General features: G+C 69.2%; 24 protein-coding genes and 1 pseudogene. 5 read left to right on the forward strand and 20 right to left on the reverse strand.

Annotated features, from left to right (window positions below):
- The first annotated feature begins 106 nt into the window (after positions 1 to 106).
- Both IG04_RS0106960 and IG04_RS43775 read left to right on the forward strand, forming a co-directional pair.
- Positions 107 to 733, forward strand: a complete 627-nt coding sequence (locus tag IG04_RS0106960) for a Crp/Fnr family transcriptional regulator (protein WP_159460504.1) — start codon at positions 107 to 109, stop codon at positions 731 to 733.
- 82 nt (positions 734 to 815) lie between these two features.
- Complete coding sequence (locus tag IG04_RS43775; RefSeq protein WP_063758225.1) at positions 816 to 1,139, forward strand: hypothetical protein; 324 nt, start codon at positions 816 to 818, stop codon at positions 1,137 to 1,139.
- Between the two features lie 104 nt (positions 1,140 to 1,243).
- On the opposite strand, the gene IG04_RS0106970 is transcribed toward IG04_RS43775, so the two are convergent.
- From IG04_RS0106970 to IG04_RS0106980, 3 genes are read right to left on the reverse strand one after another with little or no spacing between them, the layout of a single operon-like run.
- Entirely contained in the window at positions 1,244 to 2,269 is a 1,026-nt protein-coding gene (locus IG04_RS0106970) for an NAD(P)-dependent alcohol dehydrogenase (protein ID WP_030475716.1), read from the reverse strand.
- Positions 2,266 to 2,916 (reverse strand): iron-sulfur cluster assembly protein, encoded by a 651-nt coding sequence (locus IG04_RS0106975; RefSeq protein WP_211257692.1) that lies wholly within the window; start codon positions 2,914 to 2,916, stop codon positions 2,266 to 2,268. The genes IG04_RS0106970 and IG04_RS0106975 overlap by 4 nt, the downstream gene beginning before the upstream one ends.
- On the reverse strand, positions 2,913 to 3,926 hold the full coding sequence (locus tag IG04_RS0106980; protein ID WP_030475718.1) for an amidohydrolase family protein: 1,014 nt from the start codon (positions 3,924 to 3,926) through the stop codon (positions 2,913 to 2,915). Before IG04_RS0106980 ends, IG04_RS0106975 begins: the two co-directional genes overlap by 4 nt.
- Positions 3,927 to 4,075: 149 nt before the next feature.
- On the opposite strand from IG04_RS0106980, the gene IG04_RS0106985 reads away from it, so the two are divergent.
- The gene (locus IG04_RS0106985; RefSeq protein WP_051769077.1) at positions 4,076 to 5,500 is read left to right on the forward strand and encodes an AAA-type ATPase lid domain-containing protein; all 1,425 of its coding nucleotides are present in this window, start codon (positions 4,076 to 4,078) and stop codon (positions 5,498 to 5,500) included.
- Between the two features lie 66 nt (positions 5,501 to 5,566).
- On the opposite strand, the gene IG04_RS0106990 is transcribed toward IG04_RS0106985, so the two are convergent.
- Together IG04_RS0106990 and IG04_RS0106995 are read right to left on the reverse strand one after the other, a co-directional pair.
- On the reverse strand, positions 5,567 to 6,235 hold the full coding sequence (locus IG04_RS0106990) for a phosphoribosylformylglycinamidine synthase subunit PurQ (RefSeq protein ID WP_030475720.1): 669 nt from the start codon (positions 6,233 to 6,235) through the stop codon (positions 5,567 to 5,569).
- Positions 6,232 to 9,015 (reverse strand): AIR synthase-related protein, encoded by a 2,784-nt coding sequence (locus IG04_RS0106995; RefSeq protein WP_051769081.1) that lies wholly within the window; start codon positions 9,013 to 9,015, stop codon positions 6,232 to 6,234. The genes IG04_RS0106990 and IG04_RS0106995 overlap by 4 nt, the downstream gene beginning before the upstream one ends.
- A gap of 441 nt (positions 9,016 to 9,456) precedes the next feature.
- Here IG04_RS0106995 and IG04_RS0107005 point away from each other — a divergent pair, with 441 nt between their 5' ends.
- On the forward strand, positions 9,457 to 9,660 hold the full coding sequence (locus IG04_RS0107005) for a cold-shock protein (protein ID WP_030475722.1): 204 nt from the start codon (positions 9,457 to 9,459) through the stop codon (positions 9,658 to 9,660).
- 94 nt (positions 9,661 to 9,754) lie between these two features.
- Here the strand turns inward: IG04_RS0107005 and IG04_RS0107010 are convergent, their stop codons facing one another.
- The 6 genes from IG04_RS0107010 to IG04_RS0107035 form a co-directional block, all read right to left on the reverse strand.
- Positions 9,755 to 10,753 carry an ADP-ribosylglycohydrolase family protein gene (locus IG04_RS0107010; RefSeq protein ID WP_030475723.1) on the reverse strand — a complete coding sequence of 333 codons (999 nt, stop codon included), beginning with the start codon at positions 10,751 to 10,753 and terminating at the stop codon, positions 9,755 to 9,757.
- A gap of 68 nt (positions 10,754 to 10,821) precedes the next feature.
- A complete protein-coding gene (locus IG04_RS42300) occupies positions 10,822 to 10,995 on the reverse strand; it encodes a CsbD family protein (protein WP_063758226.1) in 174 nt (57 codons plus the stop codon).
- A 114-nt stretch (positions 10,996 to 11,109) separates the two neighbouring features.
- Positions 11,110 to 12,492, reverse strand: a complete 1,383-nt coding sequence (locus IG04_RS0107020; RefSeq protein WP_030475724.1) for a serine hydrolase — start codon at positions 12,490 to 12,492, stop codon at positions 11,110 to 11,112.
- A 9-nt stretch (positions 12,493 to 12,501) separates the two neighbouring features.
- Positions 12,502 to 12,687, reverse strand: a complete 186-nt coding sequence (locus tag IG04_RS0107025; protein WP_030475725.1) for a hypothetical protein — start codon at positions 12,685 to 12,687, stop codon at positions 12,502 to 12,504.
- Between the two features lie 286 nt (positions 12,688 to 12,973).
- On the reverse strand, positions 12,974 to 13,282 hold the full coding sequence (locus IG04_RS0107030; RefSeq protein ID WP_051769084.1) for a hypothetical protein: 309 nt from the start codon (positions 13,280 to 13,282) through the stop codon (positions 12,974 to 12,976).
- 131 nt (positions 13,283 to 13,413) lie between these two features.
- On the reverse strand, positions 13,414 to 13,650 hold the full coding sequence (locus tag IG04_RS0107035; protein WP_030475727.1) for a hypothetical protein: 237 nt from the start codon (positions 13,648 to 13,650) through the stop codon (positions 13,414 to 13,416).
- Positions 13,651 to 14,260: 610 nt separating this feature from the next.
- Between IG04_RS0107035 and IG04_RS0107040 the strand changes: the two genes are divergently transcribed.
- Positions 14,261 to 15,361: a glycosyltransferase gene (locus tag IG04_RS0107040; protein WP_245816586.1), complete on the forward strand. Its 1,101-nt coding sequence runs from the start codon at positions 14,261 to 14,263 to the stop codon at positions 15,359 to 15,361.
- 79 nt (positions 15,362 to 15,440) lie between these two features.
- Here the strand turns inward: IG04_RS0107040 and IG04_RS0107045 are convergent, their stop codons facing one another.
- From IG04_RS0107045 to IG04_RS47110, 9 genes and pseudogenes are all read right to left on the reverse strand, one after another.
- Positions 15,441 to 18,161 carry a DUF5682 family protein gene (locus IG04_RS0107045; RefSeq protein WP_030475729.1) on the reverse strand — a complete coding sequence of 907 codons (2,721 nt, stop codon included), beginning with the start codon at positions 18,159 to 18,161 and terminating at the stop codon, positions 15,441 to 15,443.
- Positions 18,158 to 19,270, reverse strand: a complete 1,113-nt coding sequence (locus IG04_RS0107050) for an ATP-binding protein (RefSeq protein WP_030475730.1) — start codon at positions 19,268 to 19,270, stop codon at positions 18,158 to 18,160. The genes IG04_RS0107045 and IG04_RS0107050 overlap by 4 nt, the downstream gene beginning before the upstream one ends.
- A gap of 41 nt (positions 19,271 to 19,311) precedes the next feature.
- Positions 19,312 to 20,673, reverse strand: coding sequence for a VWA domain-containing protein (locus tag IG04_RS0107055; RefSeq protein ID WP_030475731.1), 1,362 nt, complete (start codon positions 20,671 to 20,673; stop codon positions 19,312 to 19,314).
- Complete coding sequence (locus IG04_RS0107060) at positions 20,670 to 22,082, reverse strand: hypothetical protein (RefSeq protein ID WP_030475732.1); 1,413 nt, start codon at positions 22,080 to 22,082, stop codon at positions 20,670 to 20,672. Before IG04_RS0107060 ends, IG04_RS0107055 begins: the two co-directional genes overlap by 4 nt.
- Positions 22,052 to 22,549, reverse strand: a complete 498-nt coding sequence (locus IG04_RS0107065) for a hypothetical protein (RefSeq protein WP_051769090.1) — start codon at positions 22,547 to 22,549, stop codon at positions 22,052 to 22,054. Before IG04_RS0107065 ends, IG04_RS0107060 begins: the two co-directional genes overlap by 31 nt.
- 546 nt (positions 22,550 to 23,095) lie before the next feature.
- A complete protein-coding gene (locus IG04_RS47105) occupies positions 23,096 to 23,473 on the reverse strand; it encodes a hypothetical protein (protein WP_051769092.1) in 378 nt (125 codons plus the stop codon).
- A gap of 457 nt (positions 23,474 to 23,930) precedes the next feature.
- Positions 23,931 to 24,446: a hypothetical protein gene (locus IG04_RS0107085; protein WP_051769095.1), complete on the reverse strand. Its 516-nt coding sequence runs from the start codon at positions 24,444 to 24,446 to the stop codon at positions 23,931 to 23,933.
- Positions 24,433 to 24,918: a MarR family transcriptional regulator gene (locus IG04_RS45040; protein WP_084589988.1), complete on the reverse strand. Its 486-nt coding sequence runs from the start codon at positions 24,916 to 24,918 to the stop codon at positions 24,433 to 24,435. The genes IG04_RS0107085 and IG04_RS45040 overlap by 14 nt, the downstream gene beginning before the upstream one ends.
- A 67-nt stretch (positions 24,919 to 24,985) precedes the next feature.
- A pseudogene (locus IG04_RS47110) lies at positions 24,986 to 25,171 on the reverse strand (MFS transporter); the annotation flags it as partial.

Genomic DNA, 25,171 nt, shown 5'->3' on the forward strand with positions numbered 1-25,171 from the left:
CTGAACATTGGTGCATTCCGGCCTGATTTAGATCAATCGGGGCAGTCAGGGGCGTGCGGTTGCCGGAATCATGAGAAGCATGATGATCGACCGGTCTTTCTGGGGGATGCTCGACGAGGCCGATCGCGCAGCGTTGCGGAACACCGCGACTCGTGTCGAATTTGCATCCGGTTCGGTGATCTGCCATCAGGGGGACCAGTCGCGCAACGTGCTCGTGGTGTCGCGGGGCAGGGTCCGGGTGAGCCGGTTCACCGTCACCGGCGAGGAGACGGTGCTCGCCGTCCGCGGCCCCGGCGAGATCATCGGCGAGCTCTCCGCCGTGGACGGCCGCCGTCGTTCCGCCACCCTGACCGCGGTGGACGCCGTCAGTGGCCTGGTGATTTCCCCTCGTGCGCTGAAGTCGCTGTGCCATGTGCGGCCCGGCATCACGTGGGCGATGCTGCGCGTCGTGGCGTCCCGCCAGCGGGCCATGGCAGGCCAGCAGGACCTCCGCACCGGACCGTCGTTGCACCGTGTGGGCGCGATGCTGCTCGACCTCGCGCACCGGGAGGCGGACGACCTGATCGCGACGGTGCCCCTCACTCAGCGCGAGCTGGCCGGAATTGCGGGCATTTCCCGCGAAACGCTCGCCCGCACGTTGAAAGTCCTGCGCGAAGGCGGAATCGTCCTGACCCGGCGCAACGGCATAGAAATTCTTCGTGAGGACGAATTGCGCGCCCTCTGCGGGATCTGACGCTGTGTGGCATCTGACGCAGACATCCGCGGCCCGTGACGTTTTCCTGGAGCCACAGTTCGCCGAGCCCGCAGGAGCCGTCATGAAGCGCCGTTCACTGCCCGACCCCGACTCGCGCACTCAGGTCCTGCGGGCGCGTCGTAAGCACACGGAGCAGGTCGTGCTCGCGATCGTCTTCACGGTCATCGAGCTGTGGGCGATCGTGGCCGTCATCGTCCTGCTGGACGCCCGCGGCGTGCTGGCCGTCGCCGTCGCCCTGGTGCTGTCGGCGTCGCTGATCGCCCTCTGGGACACCTGGCGCACGTTGCTGATGTTCGGCCGGGCCTTGCGCTCCTGGCTGCCGGACGAGGTCCCCGCCGCGGACGCCGAACCGCCACGACGACCGTCGAACCTGGTGCGGCTCTAGGGTCTGTATCGAAGTCTGATCTCATCGAACCAGACTTCGATACAGACCCTAGATGCCCGGCGTGGCCCCGGCGAGGGGCGGGGCCACGCCACTCCAGGGTGGAATCAGGGCGTGAGGATCGCCCTGCCGCGCACCCGCCCGTTGTCGAGGTCGTCGATCGCGTCCTGGAACCGGTCCAGCGGGTACTTCTGGGTGTGCAGCGTGACCTTGCCCTGCGCCGCCAGCACCATCAGCTCGCACAGGTCGTTGTAGGAGCCGACCAGGTTGCCGATCAGGTTGATCTCCGTGGAGATGATGTCGATCGTGGGCACGTCGATGTTCTCGCCGTAGCCGACGACGTGGTAGTCGCCCGCCCTGCGCAGCATCGCCACGCCGTCGCGGGTCGCGCCGCCCTCGCCGACGAAGTCGATCACCGTTTCGGCGCCGTTCCCGCCGGTGAGGTCCAGCACCGCCGCGACGTGCGAGCCGTCCGCGACGACGCCGTGGTCCGCGCCGATCGTCTCGGCGAGCTTCACCGCGTCCGGGTTGCGGTCGACCACGACGATCTCGGCCGCGGTCAGCGCCTTCAGCACCTGCACGCCGATGTGCCCGAGTCCGCCCGCGCCGATCACCACGCACCGGTCCCCCGGCCGCAGCCTGCGGGCCGCCTTGGCCGCCGCGTGGTACGCCGTGAGACCCGCGTCGGCCAGCGCGGCCACGTCGGAGGGTTCCAGCGCGTCGTCGATCTTCACGACCGAACGCGCCGAGGTCTTCAGGTACTCCGCGTAGCCGCCGGCCGTGTCGATGCCGGGGAACTGCGAGGCGGTGCAGTGCACGTCGTCGCCGCTGCGGCAGGCGCGGCACAGGCCACACGTGATCAGCGGGTGCACGATCACCTTGTCGCCTTCCGCGACGTTCGTGACGGCCGCGCCGACGGCGTGCACCCAGCCGGCGTTCTCGTGGCCGATCGTGTACGGCAGCGTGACGCCGGACTTCTCGGCCCACTGCCCTTCGAGGATGTGCAGGTCCGTGCGGCACACGCCGGCGCCGCCGATGCGCACGACGACGTCGAACGGGCCCGTCACCTCCGGTTCGCTGACCTCGGTGAGCTCCAGCCGCTGGTGGTAGCCGACTACCTGGACGGCCCTCATGCCGTTTCCTCCATTGCGTAACGGGTGCGGAGAAGGCCGCGGCAGAAGTGCGCGTTGCCCTCGATGGAAATGCCGACCGACCTCGCGAACCGCAGGCGCAGCGGCAGGTCGCCCGGTGGCAGCGGCACGCCGTTGTCGTCGACCAGGACCAGCGCGTCCGGCGCGGTGCCGAAGCCGAGCGCGGACCGCCTGCGCCGCAACGCCTCCGTCGCCTTCGACTCCGGAAGGTCCCGCAGTGTCAACGACCTCAGCCGTTCCAGCGGCACGGTGCGGACCGCCCGTTCCATCGCCGCCGCGTGGGCCTTGCGCTGGAACGTCAGCCGCAGCTCCTCCAGGTCGCGGGACGCCTCCTCGCCGTACGTGCCGACGAAGCCGGCGTCGGCGGCGACACCCCGGTTGATCATGTCCGAGTCGTGGTGGTCCTCCAGCACGACGAGCACGTGCGGGGCCAGGCCGCGCAGCACGTCCTTCGCGTCCGATGTCATGAGGTACGCGAAGTTCGGCGAGCAGAACGCGGTCGGCAGTCGCAAGTGGACGGTCAGCACGTCGCCGTCCAGCACCACGGACCTGACGAACCCGAGCGTGGTGATCGGTTCGTCCAGCTCGGGGTCCATCACCTCGTCGAGCGCCTTCCAGGCCTGCATCATGCGACCGACACCGCCTCCTGCTCGACCGGTGCGATGTCGAGGCCGGCGGGCACCGGGATGTCGTACATGTGGGCCGCGTTGAGGCCGAGGATCTTCTTCTTCTGCGCCACGGTGAGCGGCGCGTACTCGGTCATGTCGGCGGGGATCTGGAAGTCCACGAACCGCTCGATCAACCAGCGCGGCGTCCAGAGGGCGTAGTCGCTCGAGAACTGGATCCGGTCCTCGTTCAGCCAGTACAGCAGCTCGCCGATGATCTGCGCGAAGTAGCGCGGCCGGGTGTGCATGAACGGCATCGCGACCGCGAGACCCGCGTGCACGTTCGGTTCCTGCGTGGCGATCCAGCAGAAGTCCTCCAGGCGCGGCAGCCCGCAGTGCTCGATCACGAAGTTCAGCTCGGGGAAGTCCGTCGCGGCGTGGTCCACGTCCGCCACGTCGAACGCGTCGCGGTCGAGCGGCCGGATCGTCGGCCCCTTGTGGATGTGGATGTTGCGGATGCCCAGGTCCTGCGCGGTCTCCAGGTACCGGTAGTTCCACGGGTCGTCGAGCCGCCAGCCGCGCGAGTCGCCGTACCACTCGGCGGTGTAGAGCTTCACGCCCTTGAGCCCGAACCGTTCCGCGTCCCGCTTGAGCTCGTCGAGCCCCTGCTGCTCACGGCGCGGGTCCCAGCAGTGGTTGTAGGTCAGCTTGTCCGGGTGCTTCGACGTGAGCGCGAACGCTTCCTCGGTCTGCCCGAAACCGTTGCGGTAGAAGGCACCCAGGTGCGCGGGCTGGAAGATCGCGTGGTCCACGTACCCGTCGTCGAACAGGTCCTTCATCAGGCGTTCGCCGCCCTGGTACAGGTACTCCTCGTACGACCAGACCTCCTCCTCCGGCGAGAGGTTGCGGTGGTAGTCGTAGAAGCAGTCGATGAACTGCTTGCCGTGGATGTTGCGCTGGTTCTCCGGGCGGGCGTCCCAGAGCGCGACGTGCGCGTCGACGATGAAGTAGTTCTCGCCGTCCTTCGAGTACATGGCCGCCTCCTGTGGTGGTTGGGACGACCGTAGGAAGATCGGCGCAGCTCAGGCACCCACCCGGTGTCTCACTTTGAGACATCCGCTACTGCGGCCCGCGCCGCTTCGAGTCGTACTCTGGGGTCCGGACGTGCGACGAGGAGGTCGACGTGGACGACCGGCAGCTTGCCGCGATCCCGCAGCGCCTGCGGGCGTCGTGGCTGCGCAGCGAGGGTTACGGCGTGCCGGAGGACGAGGTCCGGCCCGTCTTCACCGGCACGGTCGACACGACCTCGTTGTTCTACGAGTGCGGCCACGAGGTGCTGCGCGGCCTGCACGCCACGTTGTCCAACGAGCCCATCAGCCTGATGATCACCGACAGCGAGGGCCTGGTGCTGACCAGGCTGTGCACGGACCCGGCCATCGTCCGCTCGCTCGACCGCGTCTACCTGGCCCCGGGCTTCTACTTCGCCGAGACCAACGCCGGCACGAACGGCCTGGGCCTCGCGCTCGCGGACCGCACCGCGTCCCTGGTCAGGGCCGACGAGCACTACTGCACGGGCCTGCGCGGCTACACGTGCGCGGCGGTGCCGGTGCTCGACCCGGTGTCCGGCGCGCTGGCGGGCAGCGTGAACCTCACGACCTGGTCCGACCAGTCGTCCGACCTGCTCCTGGCACTGGCCCAGGCCGCGGCGGGCACCACGGCCGCGTTGATGCTGGCCCGCGCCTCTGGCCGCAAGGTCCGTCCCTCACCCCGCGGTGAGGTGTTCCGCGTCTACGCGGACAGGGTCGCGCCGCCCCGGCTGTCGGCGGCGTGGACGTCCGCGGTGGCCACGGCGGTGGAGGCCATGCGGAACGACCGGGTGGTGGCCGTCGTCGGCGAGTCCGGAGCGGGCAAGACCGCGCTGGCCACCCTCGCCCGGCGCACCGTCCGCCCCCGCGAACGCCTGCTCAACGCCCGTCCGCCGGCCCCTGACGACGTCGGCTCGTGGCTGCGGCTGTGGACCCCGGAGCTCGGCAAGACCGACACCTGCGTCGTCGTCTCGGACGTGGACGCGCTGCCGGCGTGGGCGGCCTCGTCGCTGGCCCCGCTGCTGACCGGCTTCGCGCTGACCGCGACCGAGGCCCTGCCCGAGGCCCTGGCACCCCTGGTGGACGTCGTGGTGGAGGCCCCGGCGCTGCGCTTCCGCCCGGACGACGTCCTGCCGCTGGCCCACTACTTCGCACACCGCGACCGAGGCCGCGAGGTCACGTTCACCTCGGCCGCCGTGCGCGCGTTGCTGTCCTACGAGTGGCCGGAGAACACCCGGCAGCTGCGCCAGGTCGTGCGCGTCGCCGCCGCCCGTTCGGACGTGATCGACGCCCAGCACCTGCCCGCCGAGGTGTTCACCAGCGTCGGCCACCGGCTGAGCAGGCTGCAGACTCTGGAGCGCGACGAGATCGTGCGCTGCCTGACCGCGCCGGGCGCGACGATCGCCCAGGCGTCCGCCGAGCTCGGCATCGGGCGGGCGACGATCTACCGCAAGATGGCGCAGTACGGCATCAAGGCCGACCAGCTGCGGGGCAGTGCCGTGGCCCGGAACGTCGCCGGGTGAGTTTGCGGTCAGACGGTGCATGGTGGTGCCGGCCCCGCGCTCGCAGCAGGGCCGGCACCAGTCGTGCTAGCGAACCGCGCGGACGCCGTTCTCGAAGAACGCCAGCCGGACCTCGCGGTCCATCGCCCGTTCCGGGTGGTCCATCAGCCCGAACGCCAGGCCGTCGGCGCTGGTGATGCCCGCGATGTCCTCGAACGATCCGTCCGGGTTGGAGTCCTTCTCGTACCGCAGTGCGACGCGGTACCCCTCGGTCTCGCTGCCCGGGTCGAACCGGCCCTCGCCGTGCGCGCACGGGAAGGACAGGGTCTGACCGCCCAGGCCGGCGAGCCACGGGCTGTCGTTGTCGGCGTCGACGACGTGCCGCTGGTTCTCCTCGTTGCGGAACGTCCCGGCGCTGTTGACCTTCAGGCCGACCTTGCCGAAGCAGCCTCCGCGCAGGGCGATCTGGAAGCCGTTGCAGATGCCGATCAGCGGACGGGTGCGGCAGGCCTCGAACTGGTCCGCCAGGTGGCTGCGCAGCAACGCCGCGGCCACCGCGCCACCGCCGAGGTGGTCGCCGAACGAGAACCCTCCCGGGATGCAGAGGATGTCGGCGTCGTCGAGCCGTTCGGTGCCCGCCAGGAGGTCGGCCGCGAACCGCATCCGCGGCTGCGCACCCACCTCGGCGAACGCTCGGACGGTCTCCTCCTGGCAGTTGGTGCCAGGCAGGTACAGGACGTTGACGGTCGGCTTCATGCGATCCTCGCCGTGAACGAGTTGAGCCAGCCGTCGCGCGCGGCCGGGGCGAACAGGTCGATGCCGTCGAGCACGATTCCGGTGCCTTCCAGCGTGCCTTCGAGGACACCGAGGACGACCGGGCTCAGCTCGGCGGGCAGGGCGGCGACGTCGTCGGGGGCGACCTCGACGACAGCGCCGACGCGGTGCTCGGCGAAGAGCGACTCGGTGGTCGCGGACTCCAGCTTGACGCCGATGCCGCTGGCCAGCACGCCCTGGGCGAGCGTGGCCGCGACGCCACCGGCACCGATGCGGGCACCACTGCGCAACAGGTTCCTGCTCGCGGCGAGCGCGCTCAGGTAGCTGTCCACATCGGACAGTGCGAGGTCGTCCAGCGCGCCCGTCGGCAGGCTGAGCTTGCGCGCCGCGACCGTGCCGACCGGGGAGCTCGTGGCCAGGCCGACGCGGACCAGCACGTTGCCCGGCGCGGTCCACTGCTCGCGCAGCAGGCCGTCGGTGTGCGGCACCTTGCCCAGCGCGCTCAGGAACACCGCGGGCGGCACGCTGACCAGGCCCTCGTCGGTCTGCACGGAACCCGCCGACGAGTCCTTGCCCGAGATCAGCGGCACGCCGAAGTGGCGGACCAGCACGGCGAGCTCGTCGACCATGCCGACCAGCCACTCACGCCAGTGCGGCGAGAGGTGCGGGGTGTAGAAGTTGTCGCACATGCAGACGTCCTTCACGGCGACGCCGGCGAGCACCTGGCCCGCGAGCACCGAGCAGAACATCTGGCGCGTCGCGGCGACCGGGTCGGCGTCGAACATCCACGGGTTGAACGCGGTGTTCACCACGGCGGCGGCGGGCGAACCCGCGACCGGCGTGCCTGCCCAGTAGGCCGTGCGGACCGGGTACTCGGTGCCGTAGTGCGGGCCGTACCAGGTGTTGCCCTGGACCGTGGAGTCGTACTGCGAGTCGGCGAAGTGCTGCGAGGCCACCTCCGCGTCGGCGACGACCTCCTCCAGCAGCCCGGCGAGCTGCGTGGGCGCCAGCTCCGGCCACTCGACCACGTCGGCCGGACGCGGCGGCGGACCGACCTCGAACCGTTCGACCTCGATGTCGAGCAGGTCGTACGCCACGTCGAAGCCCAGTTCGCCCTGGTGGACGGGCACGACGTCCGGGGCGCCCGCGATCAGCGCCTCCTCGGTCAGGTCCGGGGCGTGGAACACGTGGTAGCGACCCGTGTCCGCGAACCGGCCGATGACCGTCGAACGCACCATGTGGCGGTCGAGGATCTTCTTCGCCCGCTCCTGGTGCTCCGGTGGCACGGCGAGCAGCATGCGTTCCTGCGACTCGGACAGCAGGATCCGCCACATCGGCAGCGCCGCGGTCTTCAACGGCACCAGCGCGGTGTTGATCCAGACACCGCACGCCTCGCCGATCTCGCCGACGGCGCTGTTCAGGCCCGCGCCACCGACGTCGGTGAGCGCGCTCATGCAGCCCGCTTCGCGCAGCTCGATCAGCGCCTTGCGGAACTTGACCTGCTCCAGCGGCGCGCCGATCTGCACGGCGGCCGTGTCCATCACGGCACCGGCGGAGCTCGCGGACGCGCCGTGGATGCCCTCGTTGCCGGTCAGGCCACCGATCAGCACCACGAAGTCACCCGGTCGCGGCGTGCCGCGCTGCGCCGCCGACACGGGCAGCAGGCCGATGCTGCCACCGAGCGCGAACGGCTTGGCGCGGTACGCGGGGTGGAACGTCATGCGCGACGACATCATCGGCACGCCGAACGTGTTGCCGTACTCCTTGATCGCCCGGATCGTCTCGCCGGCGAGACGGCGCGCGTCCGGCCGGCCCTTGATCGGCGCGGGTGCCTCGGGCTCACCGATGGCGGTGTACTCGAAGCTGCCGATCGGGTCGGCGGAAAGCCCGGTGCCGAGGATGTCGCGCAGCACGCCGCCGAGCTTGGTCAGCTGGCCGAAGTAGCCGGAGATCGCGGACGGCCCGTTGTGCGTCTCGGCCTTGATGGCGATCGCGTGGCCGTCGTAGAAGTCCCAGACGCCGGCGTTGTCGTGGAACATGCTGAGCACGTTCGGGTTGTCGACGTCCTTCGCGGCCTGCACGAGCCGGCCGAGCAGGCTGCCGAGCGACTTCCACGTGGTGTGCGCGCAGTGGTCGCTCCACCGGGCGTCCAGCGCCTCCAGCAGGACGTCCGTGACGAACTCGTCGCCGAGCGTGTGCTGCACGTGCTGCACGTGCTTCATTTGGGCGAGCGACAGGTTGCGCCCACCGGCCGTGCCGAGCTCGGCCAGTTTCGTGTCGTCGAGCCCGCGCAGGTCGTACTGCACGGCCGACTCGTAGTGCCCCTGCGGCACGAGGGTGTCGTAGTGCGGTTCCTCGTCGTGCAGCTCTTCGATCGTCGCGTTGAACCGCGTGGCGACCACCAGGTCCCTCAGCGCGGGCGACGCGGACTTGTAGCTGGTGGCGACCTTGCCGGCCTTGGCCTCGACGCCGAGCAACCCGCACACCGTGATGATCGAGTCGCTCTCGTTGTCGACCACGCCACGCTTGTAGGCGACCTGTACGGCACCCGCGTCCAGCGGCTGGTCCAGGGAGACCTCGACGTCGAGCTGGTCGCCGAGCACGGCGGCCACCCCGGCGAGCGCGGCGGCATCGGGCGAGACCTCGAACTCGACGTAGTAGTCGCGCCACACTTCGAGGTCGTCGAGCTCCCACGATCGGCCGAGCTCACGGATGTCGGGCTCCGCTACCCCCGCGGAGCGAACCGAGAACTTGTGGATCAACAATCCTCCTGGAGCTGAACGGTCGGGGGCGATTGTCCCCGTCAGCGACCGCGCTCGTGGAAGCACCCAGGCAACCGGGCGAGGCCGCACTGCGACACATGCAGCACCCTAGGCGTTGAGCCAGCTCCAGCCCGAATCGACGGAGAGCGACGCGCGTCACTCGGACGCGCGAAACCGCTGGTGTACCGGGTGCTGCTGGGGCTGGCCGTGGTCGTCCGCCGTCACCCTGTGAGGCGATCTTCGACACGATCCGGAGATTTGGGCCATGCGATGCTGGATGTTGAGGCCCGCCGGTGTACGGTATTCACATCTGTCATGGTTCCGAAGTACCGTTCGCCCGTGATCGCAGGTCACGGGCGTTTTGCTGTTCAGCGTCTCCGGCCATGACGGATCACCCGGCCCCGCACAGTGCGGGCGCCAAATTCATGCTTGGAGTGCACCATGGCCACCGGAACCGTCAAGTGGTTCAACGCTGAAAAGGGCTTCGGCTTCATCGAGCAGGACGGTGGCGGCGCTGACGTCTTCGCCCACTACTCGAACATCGCCGCTCAGGGCTTCCGTGAGCTCCAGGAAGGCCAGAAGGTCTCCTTCGACATCACGCAGGGCCAGAAGGGCCCGCAGGCGGAGAACATCGTCCCCGCCTAGTCCCCACTGCCGTTAGCGGCACGCAGGACTGCCGAAGCCCGGCCGGATGATCTATCCGGCCGGGCTTTGTCCTGTCCAGACGTCCCGCAACGCCTCAGATCAGGTTGTGCGTGCCCGAAGTGAGCGCGGTCAGCTGGTCCGCGTACTCGATGCGCGCGACCCAGTCCGCCGGCCAGGCGGCCAGACCGTGGGCGGCGCCCGCGAACGCTCCGGCCAGCGCGGCGATCGAATCGGAGTCGCCGCTGGTCCGGGCGCCCCGCACCAGGCATCGCACCGGGTCGCCGGCGTGCCGGATCGCGCAGTGCAGACCGCTCGCCAGCGCCTCCTCGGCGATCCAGCCCTCACCTGTGGTGAGGCACACGTCCAGGCCGTCGTCAGGCCGGGCAAGAGCAGCCACCAGCCGCTCGAGCACCACGACGCACTCGTCCCAGCCGCGGGCGATGAAGTCGGCGGGTGTGGTCGCGCCCGGCATCTGCCACAGTGATCCCAGCCACTCCTCCAGGTAGACGGAGCGCCGTTCTGCACACCGGGCCAGCAGCGCGGCGGGCACGTCGGCCAGGTCGGCCCCGTCGACCAGCAGCCGCGTGGCGTAGGCGGTGAGCTCGGACGCGGCCAGTGCCGTGGGATGGCCGTGGGTCATCGCGGCCTGCAGCTGTGACACCCCGGCGAGCACGTCGAGGTCGAGACCGGGCACCAGACCCACCGGGGTCACGCGCATGTTCGCGCCACATCCCTTGGATCCGGCGATGGTCGCCTCCACCCACGGCGCACCCTCCGCCAGGCCGCCACACGCGCGCAGACACGTCATCCCAGGCGCACGGTTGTTCTCCGGACTGTGCGCCCAGGCCACGAACCGCTCCCGCAACCGCGGCTCGAGCACGTCAGCGGTGTACCGGTCGACACCGTGCAGCGCCCACGCGACCGCAAGCGCCATCTGCGTGTCATCGGTGACCAGCGCGGGATCACCCACCAGATCATCCGGCCCGGCAGGACCGAACTTCCGGTCGATCTCCGCAACGGTCAGGAACTCCGTCGGCCGGCCGAGCGCGTCCCCGAAAGCCAGCCCGTACAACGATCCCGCGATTCGATCCACGGCGCGACCCTAACCGAGCCAGGGAAGGGTGCATCCGCGAATACACGCACCCTTCCCAGGTCCGCAGGTCACTTCTTGAAGACGTCCTTGACCTTCTCGGCCGCCTCCTTGAGGTGGCCCTTCGACTGCTCGGTCTGGCCCTCGGCCTGCAGACCCTGGTCGTCGGTCGCGTCGCCGACACCTTCCTTGACCTTGCCCTTGAGCTGGTCGGCCTTGGCGTCGAACTTGTCATCGGTGCCCATGTCGTCCTTCCCCGGCACCTGAGTCTCAGGTGCGACATCCACCTACGGATGCCCACGCGACCGAGCCTCAATCCTGGATCGCGACCGGCATGCGTCACGGCCTGACCTCTGTGGTCACGAAGTCTTCATGATGGCATCGATCGCCTTGCCGAGCTGCGCGTACTTCTGCGTGTAGAGGACGGGAAAGACGCCGGGCGGATCGGCCGGGCGGGCGGCGTCGGCGTAGTCCATGCCCAGGTTGCCGAACACGACGACGATGTACTCACGCTTGTCCTTGCCGGGCAACGACTTCACGATGCCCGCGTCGGAGCCCGCGGTGGCGGTCCAGCCGGTCTTGTGCGCGAACGTCACCTCGGCGGCTTCGTTGCACGGACGCACGTCACGGTCGTAGATCGCGTCGCCGACCGTCACGGTGCCGTCCGGCTCGATCCAGCGTGACGGCACCTGCTGCGGGATGCCCTGCACCGGGTAGTCGCGCCCGCACCAGTTCGATGTGGACAGCATCTCGTTGTGGCCCTGGGCCGCCAGCGTGTCCAGGAAGAACTTCCGTGACGTCGGCGAAAGCTCGTTGGCGGTGACCGGCTTGCCCTCGTTCGTCGTCCACAGCACGTCCGCGCCGCCGTTGATCAGCAGCAGGAGCTTGGCGGTGTCGAGACCGCTCATGTTCGCGCCTCCCCAGCCGCCCCCGTTGCCGGGAATCGTCCCGGTGACCATCAGCGTCGGCATGTCCAGGTCTGCGAACGTCCGGTTGACCTGGTCCCACGCGTTCAGGTCGTGGAGCAGCTTCACCAACGCGCAGGTGGACTCGTTCTGGGACTTCGTGATCATCTCGTCGAAGTGCTGCCGGACCCTCTTCACCGACGGTCCGCCGCACACCTCACGCACCGGGTTGGGTTCGAAGACGTACTCGGCGTCGAGATCGATCCTGCCCAGGTCCACCAGCCGCAGTACACCGAAGCCCACCAGCAGCTTGAGCACCGACGCCGGGTACGGCGAGGAGAAGTCGATCGGCGCGTGGTCCCTGCCCGGCAACACGTCCCGAGTGCCCACGCCGCCGTTGGTGTCCCACTCAGCGTCATCCCACCAGCGATAACGGACCTGGTCGGTGGACAGCACCCGGGGCTGGACCGGCACGACCACGCCGTTCGGGTGCTGCGGGCTGAGCAACACGTTCGCCACCGCCGCCGGCCGCCCGGCGGGGTCGAGTTCGATGACCGCCACGTCCAGGTTCGGGGTCTGGTGCAACGGTGTGCCGCCGGGACGCGTCCGGGCCCGGCTCATCAGCTCGGCAGGCGAAGCGTCGTACTCCTCCTGCCGCGCCGGTCGTGCGCCAGGCTTCGGCGGGGTCAGGTCGATGACGTCCTTGAAGTTCTGCGCCACGACCGCTTCGCGCAGGCGCTCGGCGAGCGGCTGGCCGTCCGCATCGGCCACCGGCGTCGCGGCGGCGGCCGTCACCGTGAGCGCCGTGCACAACAGGCTGATCCGCTTGAGCTTCATCCCAGCCCGCTACATCGGACGTCGATGGCTCGGCGAACCGGCCGGATCGAGCGAACCGGTCACGTCGCTGCCGCATGCGGGAAGCACCTCGTCGGTTTCACCTGGCCACTGCGGAGCTTGCGGCGCCATCGCACCTCTCGCAGGCGTGGCCACGTACTTGGCGTAGAGCTCGTCGAAGATCGGTGTCCTGTTCATGCGCACAATGGTGATGAGGCGAGATCACAGATCAGAAAAAAACGGACCTAAACCGCTAGAACGGGTGATCGGAACACTACCCGGAAACCCTTGCGGCGCAACAACAATCGGTTACGCACGAAGCGCCCGGCTGCAAGTCGCAGCCGGGCGCTTCGCGAGAGATACAGGATGTCCGGACGCATCCGGACCAACGACACCACGCGCAGCCGTGTCAGGCGTACCGGCCCCCGAAGTGATCAACCGGTAGGAGCCGGTGCGTTGCCGACTTCACGTGATGTGCCGCGATTCAGCGGTCCGAGTCGTCCCCGTGGTGGTGCGCGTGCTCGATGTCGAGATCGGGGTTCGTGCACGGTCCGCTGTCGTTGTTGGAGAAGAGCGGCACCGCGATGACGTTCACGTCCACGTGGCAGACGTTGATGTCGCTGAGCAGCTCGGAGTCTTCCATGTTCACGAGGCCGACCTGGTGGTCGTGCTCGTACTTCGTGGCGAGATCCATCATGTCATCCATCGCGCCGCCCTGAGTCGCGAAAGCGGGCGTGCCCATCATCAGAAAACCCGCGCCAACAGCAGCCGCGGCAAATGCCTTCTTCAGCATGACGATTCCTCCTAAGAGCCAGGCGTTGATCTGCACGTGCAACAAAGAGAGGGAACGGAGCTGGCAGCCATGCCGAACTCCGCTCCCCCATCGAAAGAACGGCGCGCCGCCGCAGCGTGCGCCGCCTTACGTCACTTGTCGTCGGGGTTGGCGCACAGGCCGCTGTCGTTGTCCGACAGCACCGGCACCGCGATGACGTTGACGTCGATGAAGCAGGCGTTCAGATCGCTGGCGACCTCGGAGTCGTTCAGGTCGGCAACGCCGACCTGGTCCGTGATGTCCAGCTCAGGGGAATCGGCCAGCGCGGTGGAACCAAAACCGAGGAATGCGCCCGCGATAGCGACGGCCGCCCCTGCCTTCTTCAGCACAGAAATCTCCTTGTTTGACCTGTCAACAAAGGGTTTGCTTCGGCAACATGCCAGCCGCAAGTCCGACAGGACCGTATCCAAACAATCTGGGGAGACCAAATTAGCGATCACGCGATGGTGTGAACACCACAGCCGTGCATCACACCATCGGGTGACGCTCCAATATTGATGTTTAGAACAATCTCATCGGATGAGCAGGGCAGAATCCGCGTATTCCACGTACGCATCCTGCTATGGGGTGAATGCCCGCCCGCCCCGCGCCCGAGACTCGGGCCCGCGCACGGCACTCCTCACTCGCGACGACGCGGAGAGCTCAGCCCAGTGATCAGCAGGACCCATGCCGACCGGGCTCGCTACCCCCTTGAACAGCGCTTCGTCTCGAATCGAGCGAACCTCCGAAGCGGTGGCGCGCACCGGTCACCTGGTTCCAGGGTGGACGCGAGGGGATGCCGACCGGAGCTCTGGACCAGTGCGCGGGTGCACAGCGCCGGGTGCGCACCCTTGTCGCCGGCGCCGAGAAGCAATACGGTCGCTCTATTCACCACCGGAACTGGTCGAGTTGAGCCGGCAGCTCGGAGTCGCGCTGGAGACCGGACGAATGCGAATAGCGATGGTGTCAGTACAGGCAGGCCCACACCCTGAAAGCGCGGCGCAGGCCGCGCACGTTGCGGAGCTGTGCGCGGGATTGAGCGCTTCAGGACATGAGCTGGTCGTCTACACCCGGCGCGACGATTCCACCTCACCGACAGCTCTCTGCCCGGATGACGGTTACGACATCGTGCGTGTTCCCGCCGGACCGGCGTGCGCACTCGCGGAGAACGAGCTCGTAGGCCACCTCGGTGATTTCGCCAGGTTTCTCGCCGAGCAGTGGCGGACGCGACCTCCGGACGTGGTGCACTCGCATCACTGGACGTCCGGGCTGGTATCGGTAATCGGCGCGCATCGCTTTCAGGTTCCGGTGGTGCACTCCTATCACGGGTTCGGCGAGACCGAGGTGGAGCAGCGCTCCGACGCCGAGGCGCTAATCGCGCGCCGGGCGGCGTGGATCACGGCGACGAGTTCCGCGGAAGCGGCGCAGCTGTGGCAGCTGGGCGTGCGACGCACCCAGGTGTCCGTGGTTCCCAGCGGTGTGAACTCGGATTTCTTCGACCCGGAAGGTCCGGCCGCCGTCCACGATGGACGAATGCGCGTCGCGGTGACCGGAGAACTGGCTTCCGGTACCAGCTCTCTGGCACTGGACGCCGTCGTGTCCGCTGTGGACCATGTCGAACTGGTGGACGCGAACGCGGTTCCGCGCACCGACCTGCCGGCGATGTTGAGGTCGGCCGACGTCGCGGTGTGCGCACCGGCCGCCGAAAGGTACGGCAGCGCTGCACTTGAGGCGATGGCCTGCGGTGTCCCCGTGGCGGCCACGGCGGTCGGTGCGCTGAGCGACATCGTGCTGCCGGACGTGACCGGCCTGCTGGTCCAGCCGCAGGACGGCCGGCGGCTGGCACAGTCGCTGATAGCGCTGCTGGCCGACGAAACGCGACGGGAGCAGTTCGGCATCGCCGCCCGCGACCGCGTTCTGGGCCGGTACTCACGGAGCCGGCTGGCGAAGGAGGCGATGGCCGTGTACGAGCGCGCCACGCTCGCGGAGCCACCCGCGAAGGCTCACCGTCCACGAAGACCAGCCGCAACAGCCGGCCTTCCCGGTCGCACCCTGCCGTGAACTCGTCGAACTCACCCGCTCACCGGACCGTCCACAGTGGAACGTGACGGTGCGCTGGTGGCGCGCTCCGACAGCCGAATCAGGTGGCCAGCAGCGCCTCCAGTGCCACCGCGGTGTCCGGATGACGGCTCAGCAGCACCACCCCGTTCGGCGCGGCCTGCCAGGAACCCTCGCAGCCCAGCAGGTCCGCCACCGCGTCACAGGTCGCCGGATGCGCGGCCAGTAGTGCGAGGCCGGTTCCGGACGTCGTGCGCGCCGCGACGGGTGCGGGCTGGTCGAGCCAGGGCGGGACCCACTCGTCGAGTGCGGGGAGCCGGCCGGGGAACAGCCGGCCTGCCTCCCGGATGAGCAGTGGGACGAACTGCGCGCCGCGGGAACGCAGGGTGCTGATCAGGGTGGGCAGCCACGGCAGCAGCAGCGGGTCCGGCAGGTGGGCGAACGCGTTGGACATCGTCTCCACCACGAAGTCCACCAGGCTCGGCACCGGGTCGAGGGCGTGCACGAAACCGCTCAGGTAGCGCGGATAGCTCGGCAGCGACAGCGGGTTGCCCAGCAGGTCGTCGCACCGGACGCGCAGTTCGGCCCGGGACAGGCGGCCGAGGTGGACCTGGGCGGCCCACAGCAGGGCCACCTTCGACGGCTCCTCCGGATGGGACTGGGCCACCGCGAGTTCCAGCTGGGTGCGGTCGCAGCCCAGGGACAGGGCCAGGGACTCCATGCTGAACAGGAAGCCGAGCATGGCGGCCACCTGGTCGACGCCTGCTTCCTCGTCGGTGAACGCCGTCGGCAGCAGGGTGCAGTAGTGGGCGTAGCCGGTGCGGACGAAGGACTCGATCCATTGCGGCAGAACGGGTTCGTTCGTGCGGTAGTAGGCGAGCAGACGGCGGGACCGGCGCAGGACCTCCGGCGCGCCGTCCACCGTGCGTTCGCCGGCCAGCACCTCCAGCGCTCGGGTGCCCAGGTCGCCCGCCAGGCGTGGGCTGTGCAGGTAGCGGATGGCGTCCTCGACGGCTTCGAGGACGCTCGCCGTGGTGGCCTGCGGGTCGTAGGCGCTGCGGCGGAGGCGTTGTTCCACGACCTGTTCGACGCTGACGCCCTCGTAGCCCAGTTCGATGAGGGCCCGCTGGTGGGTGCCGAGGGCGAGGTCCCACGACTCCTGGATCGGGCGTTCGCCCAGTTTCCGCTCGCCCATGATCGGACGGGCGGCGCCGCGCGGCAGCAGGTAGCGCAGCATCCACAGCAGGTTCGAACAGGGTTCGAGCTCCGGCCGGGAGGCGATGTCGAGCAGAGCTCGCTGTACGCCGCGCTGCTGGAGCTTGAGGTCGAGTGGGGCGAGGCGGTCGTGCACGTCGCGGGCCAGCGGCGGCAGCGCGTCGTAGCCGACCTGGCCGATGCGGTCGCCGCCCATCATGATCTCGACCAGGCGCCCGACGTCCCGGCGTCCGGGGACGACGTCCTTCTCGATGCACGTGACGGCGGCGTCCTGGAAGTCGTACGGCGTCGGCCGGGCCCGGTCGCGCATGCCCGCTAACAGGATCGAGGTCTCGAAGACCGCGATGGCGTCGGCGGTGGAGGCCAGATAGCCGTTGCGGCGAGCTGCGCGCACGATCTCCACCGACCAGCCGAGCAGCTCGGCTTCGTCGAGCCGGTCCAGCACCGGCGAACGTCGCAGGAAGCCGGAAAGCTGGTCGGCAGCGGCGAGTTCCGGGCCCGGACCGGGCAGCGCCGCGGGCTTGCGGGCCTTCTTCCCACCGGCCTGCCCGGCGAGCTGGAACGGGATCACCTTGGTGCGCCGCAGGTTCTTCGCCCACTCGGTGGCCGCGATGGACACCGAGCCCGCCGCGAGGTCGAACTGCGCCTCGATCGCCGCGTGGCTCGACGGGATCAGGCCGTGCTGCCACAACGTCGCGCTGCGCGGGCTGATCACGAAGCCGTCGCTGCCGCCGACGCCGAACTCCGCGACCCGACTGGCCGCGTGGAAGGCGCCGCAGACGTACAGGCAGTCCGCCGGGTCCGCGCCGCTGTCGGCCAGGTGCTCGCGCATCCGCGTCCACATGTACCGCTCACGGTCCTCGTCGACCCGTACCCGGCGCGGATCGCCGGGGGCGAGCCGCCGGAACAGGCTGCCGATCAGGAACATCACCTGGCGGTACGTGTCGTGGTCGCTGTCTCCGAGCGGGAGCTCGACGTACTGGTGCCACCACTCCGACCAATGCCGCACCTTGCCGTGGTGCAGCAGGTACTCCTCCAGTTCGGCGAAGCGCGGCCGCAGGTCGCCGATCTCCACGCCGACCGCGTCGCCGTGCAGCGCGTCCTCGTCCGCCGGTCTGGTCTCCGGTGGCTGCCACTGGAACACGTGGTCCGAGGAGCGGTCGACCAGGACCAGCTCGACCCCCGGTGTGTCCAGCGCGTAGGCGATCGCCTGGTACTCCGCGGACGCCTCGGTGATCGGCGCGACCACCGACAGCGGCGCCCATTCGGCCGGGAACCCGTCGACCTCGCTGGAGAACGCCTGCACCGCAACGGGAAGACGGCAGTTGCGCAGCTCGGTGAGCAGCGGCGCCATGTCCTCGCAGAGCTCCAGGTAGATCACCTTGGGCTGCTTGTCCCGCAACCGGCGGGCCATGGCCACCGCGGAGGCCGGGGAGTGGTGGCAGACCGGGAAGATCTCCAGCGGTTCGGAGACCGCGCGGTCCACGTCGTCGACCATGCCGAGCAGGATGCCCTCCAGGGCACCGGGTCCGTCGGCGAAGGTCGTCGCGGCCTGCTGCAGCTGCGTGCGCAGCGACTCGAAGCTCACGAGAGGGTGGCGATCGTGTCGCGGCCGCCGGCCAGGAACTCCGGCCACAGCCCGCCCTCGTCCTTGCCCCGCGGCTCGACCACGCCGTGCAGGTACTTGTTCATGATCGCCAGGTCCTCTGGCGCCCGCCGCGACAGCGACCCCACCAGCGAGGAACCGAGCGAGCGCGCGGTCAGCTCTCGCTCGCCGAAGAAGTTGCTGTGCAGGATGGCGTCCTCCAGCACACCGATCTGCTCCGCGGTGGACAGCGCGGACTCCAGCTTCTCGTCGTCGCTGCCCGCCGCCGCCGATGCCGCGCGCAGGTCGGCGAAGCTGCGCAGCAGCACGTCCAGCAGGGTCGGCGGCACGTCCAGCTCGATCTGGTGCCGGCGCAGCAGTTCCTCTGTCCGGAACCGGACGATCTCGGCCTCGCTCTTCTTGTTCGTCACCACCGGGATGCGCACGAAGTTGAACCGCCGCTTCAGCGCCGAGGACAGGTCGTTGACACCGCGGTCGCGGCTGTTCGCGGTGGCGATGATCGAGAAACCGGGCTGGGCGAAGACGATGTTGTCGGTGTCCAGCTCCGGCACCGAGACGTACTTCTCGGACAGGATGGAGATCAGCGCGTCCTGGACGTCGCTGGTCGAACGGGTCAGTTCCTCGAACCGGCCGATGGTGCCGGACTCCATCGCGTTCATGATCGGCGACGGGATCATCGACTCGCGGGACTGGCCCTTGGCGATCACCATCGACACGTTCCACGAGTACTTGATGTGGTCCTCGGTGGTGCCCGCGGTGCCCTGCACCACCTGGGTGGAGTTGCGGGAGATGGCGGCGGCCAGCAGTTCGGCCAGCCAGCTCTTGCCGGTGCCGGGGTCGCCGATGAGCAGCAGACCACGGTCGGACGCCAGCGTGACGATGGCGCGTTCGACGATGCTGCGGTCGCCGAACCACTTCTGCGCGATCTCCCGGTCCAGGCCGTCGGACCGCTCGGCGCCCAGGACGAACAGCCGGATCATCTTCGGCGACAACCGCCAGGAGAACGGCTTGGGGTTGTCGTCGACGGACTCCAGCCAGTCCAGTTCCTCGGCGTACTTGAGCTCGGCGGGCGCGCGCAACAGGTCGGACATGTCTTCGTGGTGCCTTTCGGGGAAGTCGGCAGGAACAGAAGTCAGATGGTGAGGAAGGTCTTCAGCTCGTGGACGAGCTTGCGGATGTGGCCGGAGATCACCGGCGTGCCCAGGTCCTTGAACCGCTCGCGGAACCACGGGTTCACGCTGCCTCGACCGGAGCTCGTCACCGAGCCGACCGGGATGAACTTGGCCCCGGAGCGGTGGATCGCCGCCATCGAGTCGTAGAGCTGCTCGCAGTGGCTCTCGTAGAAGTCGGAGATCCACACCACCACGGTGTTGCGCGGCTCGGCGATCTTCGGCTGGGTCAGTGCCATCGCCACCGTGCCGTCGGTACCGCCGCCGAGTTGCGTGCGCAGCAAGGTCTCGAACGGGTCGGCAACCCACGGGGTCAGGTCCAGCGCCCTGGTGTCGTAGGCGATCAGGTGCACGTCCACCTTGGGCAGCCCGGCGAAGATCGAGGCCAGGATGGTGCAGTTGACCATCGAGTCGACCATGGAGCCGGACTGGTCCACCACCGCGATCAACCGCTGCGGCGTGGTCTTGCGCGCGGTGTGCCGGTAGTAGAGGCGGTCGACGTAGAGCCGTTCCTCCTCCGGGCTCCAGTTCGTCAGGTTCTTCCAGATCGTGCGGTCGAGGTCGAGGTTGCGGAACACCCGCTTCGGCGGCACCGACCGGTCCAGCGCGCCGGCGGAGGCCTTCTCCACCTGCGTGCGCAGCACCTCGGCCACCTCGTCCACGAAGCGGCGGATCAGTGACTTGGCGTTGGCCAGCGCCACCCCGGAGAGGTTGTCCTTGTCCCGCAACAACTGCTCGATCAGCGACATGCTCGGCGTGAGCTGGGCGGCGAGCGCCGGGTCCGCGAGCACCTCGCGCAGGTGCATGCGCTTGACCAGATCCGCTTCCAGAGCACCGAGTTCGGGGCCGATCCGCGGGATCAGGTTGCTCAGGTCCGGCGTGCCGGAGCCCGTCCCGGTTCCGGAGCCGGCCTGACGGCCACCACCGCGCAGTTCGCCCGGCCGGCAGCCCAGCGCACGTTCCAGCCAGCCCGCGTCGGCCTGCCACCGGGACAGCTGCCCGGCGGTGACGGTGCCGGACCCGGTGGCGAAGACGTTCAGCAACACCTTCGACACCAGTGCGGCCCGCCGTACCTCGGCCGCCTTGTCCCGTTCATCCCCCGTCTCGGGAACCATCACGCCGTCGAACTCGGCGGCGAGCCCAGGGTGGCGCTGCACGATCGAATCGACACCGGCCTGCGGGTCCAGCAGCGCGGGCGGCAAGCCGATGTCCTGCAGCACGGCCAAGCTCGCCGACTCCAAAGTGGACTGTTCCTCGTGGTCGAACAGCCGGGACAGCAACCGCCAGTAGAGGACCTGCCGGCGGTTCTCCTGTGCGTCGGTCATCTGCGCAACAACCTTCCGGCACGCTCCCGCAGCACCGTCGCGGCGTCGGTCGCGGCCTTCTCCGCCTTGACACCGGCCTTGTCCACCGCGCCACCGGCCCACGCACCGGCGTGCAGGGCCACGGTCTTCTTGCGTGCGGTGTTCTCGACGGCGAGCGGCTGAACCCGGAACATGCCCGCCTCCCAGCGCAACAGGCCGATGCACGCGGTCGACGTCGCCACCGCTTCCGGCGTGAGCGGCCCGGCGGCCGGCACCCGGTCGGTGTCCACGACGACAGGCTGCCCGGCAAGGGAGAAGGTCAGCGTCTCCCCCTGCTGCTCGGCGCTGTGGCCCTCCAGGAACACGGGCACGGCGATGCGGGCCGGATGCCGGTCCAGCGGCGCCGTCGGCAGAGCGCTCGCGGCCGGCAGGACGACCCGCGCGGTGACGAACGGATCGGCCGGCTCACCGAGCCTCGCGTGCTCGTCGCGCCACAACAGGTCGCCCTCGCCGGTGATCGGCATGTCGGTGAGGTCCATGGACCTGCCCTCGCTGACGGCCGTCAGCAACGACAGGTGCGGCCGCAGCAACTGCCAGATCCCGGCACCGATGATCGTGTCCGGCTTCGGCGCGGACACGCTGGCGCGCACCAGGAAGGGCGTGCCGCCGGCCGGTTCGAACACCGCGTGCACCTGGGCCTGCGCGGCGGTCGCGTGCTCGTGCAGGTCCACTCCCAGCGGCAGCAGCCGCCCGGTCACCGTGCTCGCAGGAGCCTCCGTCGCACCGGGCAACGTCAGCAGCATCGCGCGTGACCACAGATCTCCCCAGCGGCGCAACGGAATCCGCTCCAGGGCGGAACCGGGGCACGAGGCGGCCAAATCGGCCGCGAACCCGTCCAGCAGCGCGGCCAGCCTGCGCAGCCGAGGTTCGGGCAGCAGCGCGGAGATCACCGGTTCGGCACCGGAGACCAGGTCGTGGTCGATGCCCTGCCAGCCGGCTCGAGCCAGGTCGGCCAGCCAGGACCGGGCCGCCAGCACCAGGTTCTCGGCCTGACCTCGGCCCGGCACCGGCACACTCGAGTCGCCCTGGGCCCGTCCGGTCGCCTGCCCGACCCGCACCATCAGCGCGTCGTGCACCGAACCGAGCAGCGCGATCCGAGCCGCCGCAAGGGAAAGGAAGTGTTCCTCGCCCGCAGCGCCGGCCACCGCCTTCTCCACGGCCTCGGCCACCCTGGCACTCAGCGGGGACCCCGCCACCGCGTCGGCCAGCGCGGCCAGCCCGGCAACCTGGGCAGCTTGCGGCCGCAACAGCCCGGCGGCCAACGCCTGATCGACGCCGGCGACGGCCACCAGCACCTCGTCAAGCCCGTCGACGGGATCTGCCAGCAGATCGGCGCGCATCACACCACCACCCTGGTCGGCGGGAACCACTGCATCTCCGGCAGCGGGTCAGTCGTCGCGGGATGCTCCACATAGGCCAGATGACGCAGAAAACGACTGAACACCTGTGCCGCGGCAGCACTGTCCGCCTGCGACGGCCGCGCCCCCATCATGAGCGCGTAGAGGGCCTGCGCGTCCATGTCCGCGGCGTCCACTCGCAGGTACCGCGCCACCCGCTCCACCCCGTACTGCAGCACCGCCTCGGTGATCAGGGCGAAGATGTGGTTGCAGAACGACCCCCGCGCACCACCACACGGCCGGTTGTTGTTGGTGCTGCAAGCGAACTCGTAACTCCCCGCGGCGACGGAAGAGACATACACCCGCTCGATGTCCGACCCACTGGACACCACCCCCTGCAACCGCCCGTCCGCCAACTCGACGAACGGCACCTTGGAGAGCTTGCGCGGGCGTGCGGGTGGCAACACCCGCGCCGTGCTCGCACTTTCCCAGTCTGACAACGATCCCTCTCCTTGCCCCCGAGCGAGTCGATCCGCCGGTCCGGCGGTGCAGGAGAGACGTTAGCGGCGAGCACCGACAATTTTCGGCGGCCTGCGCCGGCCAGCCAAAAGCCGCAGGTCGGCGAGGCGGCGTCACCGCGAGCACTCGCCAGCTGTGCCCGAAGGGCCTAATGACCTTGCGCCATCTCGCTTAGAGCAACTGCAAGCAGTAGAAGGAGCAGCGAAGGATGCTCGATGCGCCCAAGATGAAGGAACCCAGTGTCAGAACAACCTGGCCGCTCACCGGTCCTCGGACACCGCGGCCACGCGCTGAGCTCGCATCTCAGTGAGGCCGACGCGCAGTTCCGGGTGTGGATGCACGAAAACCTCGATCGCGCCGCGGCGCACTTCGGGCTCACCGTCATCGGGGAACCTCGGCGCGGCTGGCTGGACCGGTCGATCAGCGCGCCTGTGCAAGGACCCGCCGAGCAGATGTGGCTACGGGTGGTGTCCGAGGACAGACAAGATCCTCTCCCAGGTCCGACGGCCTCATGATCGCCCCCTGGGTCAGACACGAGGCAGGTAGGCGGCAACTTCGGCGATCGCGTCGAGCGTGTCGTGGTCGAACCCGCTTCCGCCGGCGTTCTCCGCCTCGGCGATCGTCACGCTTTTGCCGTCACGGTCGCTGCCGTAACGCTGGCCGGTGAAGCGAATATCAGCCAGATCGAGCAGGGACGCCCCGAGTGGGTAGATGTCACCGCTGCCGTACCGCTCCATGAGCGTGTGGAACTTGCGGGCGTCACTCGCGCTTGCCATACCGACCCACGCCACCGACACCACCGCGGTGTTGCCCGCACCGTCTCCCACGGCGAACAACACGCGTTCGAGCGACGTGCAGCGGGTGCGGGTGAAGAACTCGCGGACCTCGCCGAACGATGCTGCCAAGCATTCCGCCTGCTGACGCCCGGTCCGGCGCAGCTGCCGCAATCCCATGCGCTGCCAAGCGCCGTCGACATCGCCCTTGCGCGCTGACTTTTGCCCATCCGCCTTCCGAGCCCGCAGTTGCGCCGACGAGGTGCCGCTACCGACGTTCACCGATCCGCCGCCCGCAGCACCGCCGCCGAGCGAGATCGCTCCGCCAGACGAAGCGAAGACACCTAGAGCCAACACACCAGCGACAACCGCTCCCCCGCCCTTCCCCTTGCCCCTACCGGTGATCGGTATGACTCGCCCGTTCTTGGTGATGAAATCTGGCTTCGGCACGCCGCCCTCATTTCTGGTGAGACCCGCGACGTAGATGCGGCTGCGGCAGACTTCGTTGCGCTATTCCAACCCACCTTCGAGATGTCACTCGAACGCGTGAAACGCGACGACTGGTGGCAACGCAGCGCAACCGATCATCTCAGCGGGTGGCGTGCGGGCCGTGGTCGCTGCTTTGGGCGTCGAACCAGGCGTGCAGGGCGTTGCGAAGGTCGGTGCCTGTCGTGGTGTAGGTGACGCGTGCTCCGTCGCGGGTGTTCTCGTAGTCGATGGTGATTCGTCCGTCGTGGGCGCGGAGCGTTTCCAGGCCGGGCATCTCGTTGCCGTGGATGCGGGCGGGATCGGTGAAGTCGCCGCGCCGGAAGCGGTCGGCCTCCGCGGTCAGGTGTTGCTGGATCAGGGTGACCTGAGTGGTGTCCTGGGGGTCGTCGGCGATGACGGTCTGCACGCCGCCGGTGTCGGTTTTGGTGAACCGGTGGGTGGTGCGCTCCAGGTCGAACGGCATGACCGACGCGCCCCGTTCGGCGACATCGGCCTGCCGGTCGGACGGTGCCGGTGTCGATGGGCCGTCGGCGCAGCCGCTGCTCAGCGTGATGGCGGCGGCGGTGGCCACCAGGAGCAGGGCTCGACGGAGCTGGGTCCGATCAGGACGGTTCAACAGAGGCCTCCGCGAGCATCTGGAGCGCACGCACCACGGCTGCGCGTTGGTCGTCGGGTACGCGATCGAGCAGTGCCGTGAGCCGGTCTCGGCGGGCGTCCGCCTGCCGCGCGGCAGCGGTGGCACCCGCGTCGGTGAGTACGAGCAGCACGCCGCGGCCATCGCCGTCCGCGGTCTCCCGGTGCACCCACCCCCGGCCGGCCAGGTTTGTGACCAGGCGGCTGACGGTGCTCTTCTCCAACCGCAACCGGCGAGCCAGCTCCACCTGACGGATCCGTCCGGTGAGCAGGTTGAGAGCCACGACTCCGACCACGTCGGCGATGACTCGGTCGCTCCAGCCGTGTGCCCGGAGCCCGGCGACGTCGTCGTCCGAGATGCCGGACGGCTCCGCGAGAACGCGCACGGCGAAGGCGATCAGTGCCGCCTCGCGTGGATCGACGGCGGCCGGGACGAGGGCGGGGATTCGTCGCATGTGGAACTCCTGAAGCGGGTGCGTTGCCGCCCGCCTTCGTGAGGCGGGCGGCAACCGAGGTGGATGATCAGACGCCGGCAGGCTCGCGCTCGGCGGCCCGCGCAGCCGCACGGCTGCCGCGCAACGTCCCAGCCGCGATGAGCGCGCCCACCACCGCGATGCCGGCGGCACCGATGAACGCGGCGGACACACCGGTGGTCAGGGCGTTGGCGTCACCGAGCTGACCGGCGCCGTACGAGGCGGCCAGCGCGGT

Origin of the sequence: Lentzea albidocapillata (assembly GCF_000719115.1) — a bacterium.
Lineage (GTDB): Bacteria > Actinomycetota > Actinomycetes > Mycobacteriales > Pseudonocardiaceae > Lentzea > Lentzea albidocapillata.

Coding starts and splice junctions, on each gene's coding strand:
- IG04_RS0107050 (WP_030475730.1), bottom strand. CDS start 19,270: ATGTCCGACCTGTTGCGCGCGCCCGCCGAGCTCAAGTACGCCGAGGAA.
- IG04_RS0106960 (WP_159460504.1), top strand. CDS start 107: ATGCTCGACGAGGCCGATCGCGCAGCGTTGCGGAACACCGCGACTCGT.
- IG04_RS0107025 (WP_030475725.1), bottom strand. CDS start 12,687: ATGAACAGGACACCGATCTTCGACGAGCTCTACGCCAAGTACGTGGCC.
- IG04_RS43775 (WP_063758225.1), top strand. CDS start 816: ATGAAGCGCCGTTCACTGCCCGACCCCGACTCGCGCACTCAGGTCCTG.
- IG04_RS0106975 (WP_211257692.1), bottom strand. CDS start 2,916: ATGATGCAGGCCTGGAAGGCGCTCGACGAGGTGATGGACCCCGAGCTG.
- IG04_RS0106990 (WP_030475720.1), bottom strand. CDS start 6,235: ATGAAGCCGACCGTCAACGTCCTGTACCTGCCTGGCACCAACTGCCAG.
- IG04_RS42300 (WP_063758226.1), bottom strand. CDS start 10,995: ATGGGCACCGATGACAAGTTCGACGCCAAGGCCGACCAGCTCAAGGGC.
- IG04_RS45040 (WP_084589988.1), bottom strand. CDS start 24,918: ATGCGACGAATCCCCGCCCTCGTCCCGGCCGCCGTCGATCCACGCGAG.
- IG04_RS0106970 (WP_030475716.1), bottom strand. CDS start 2,269: ATGAGGGCCGTCCAGGTAGTCGGCTACCACCAGCGGCTGGAGCTCACC.
- IG04_RS0107005 (WP_030475722.1), top strand. CDS start 9,457: ATGGCCACCGGAACCGTCAAGTGGTTCAACGCTGAAAAGGGCTTCGGC.
- IG04_RS0107030 (WP_051769084.1), bottom strand. CDS start 13,282: ATGCTGAAGAAGGCATTTGCCGCGGCTGCTGTTGGCGCGGGTTTTCTG.
- IG04_RS0106980 (WP_030475718.1), bottom strand. CDS start 3,926: ATGTACTCGAAGGACGGCGAGAACTACTTCATCGTCGACGCGCACGTC.
- IG04_RS0107020 (WP_030475724.1), bottom strand. CDS start 12,492: ATGAAGCTCAAGCGGATCAGCCTGTTGTGCACGGCGCTCACGGTGACG.
- IG04_RS0107040 (WP_245816586.1), top strand. CDS start 14,261: ATGGTGTCAGTACAGGCAGGCCCACACCCTGAAAGCGCGGCGCAGGCC.
- IG04_RS0107055 (WP_030475731.1), bottom strand. CDS start 20,673: ATGACCGACGCACAGGAGAACCGCCGGCAGGTCCTCTACTGGCGGTTG.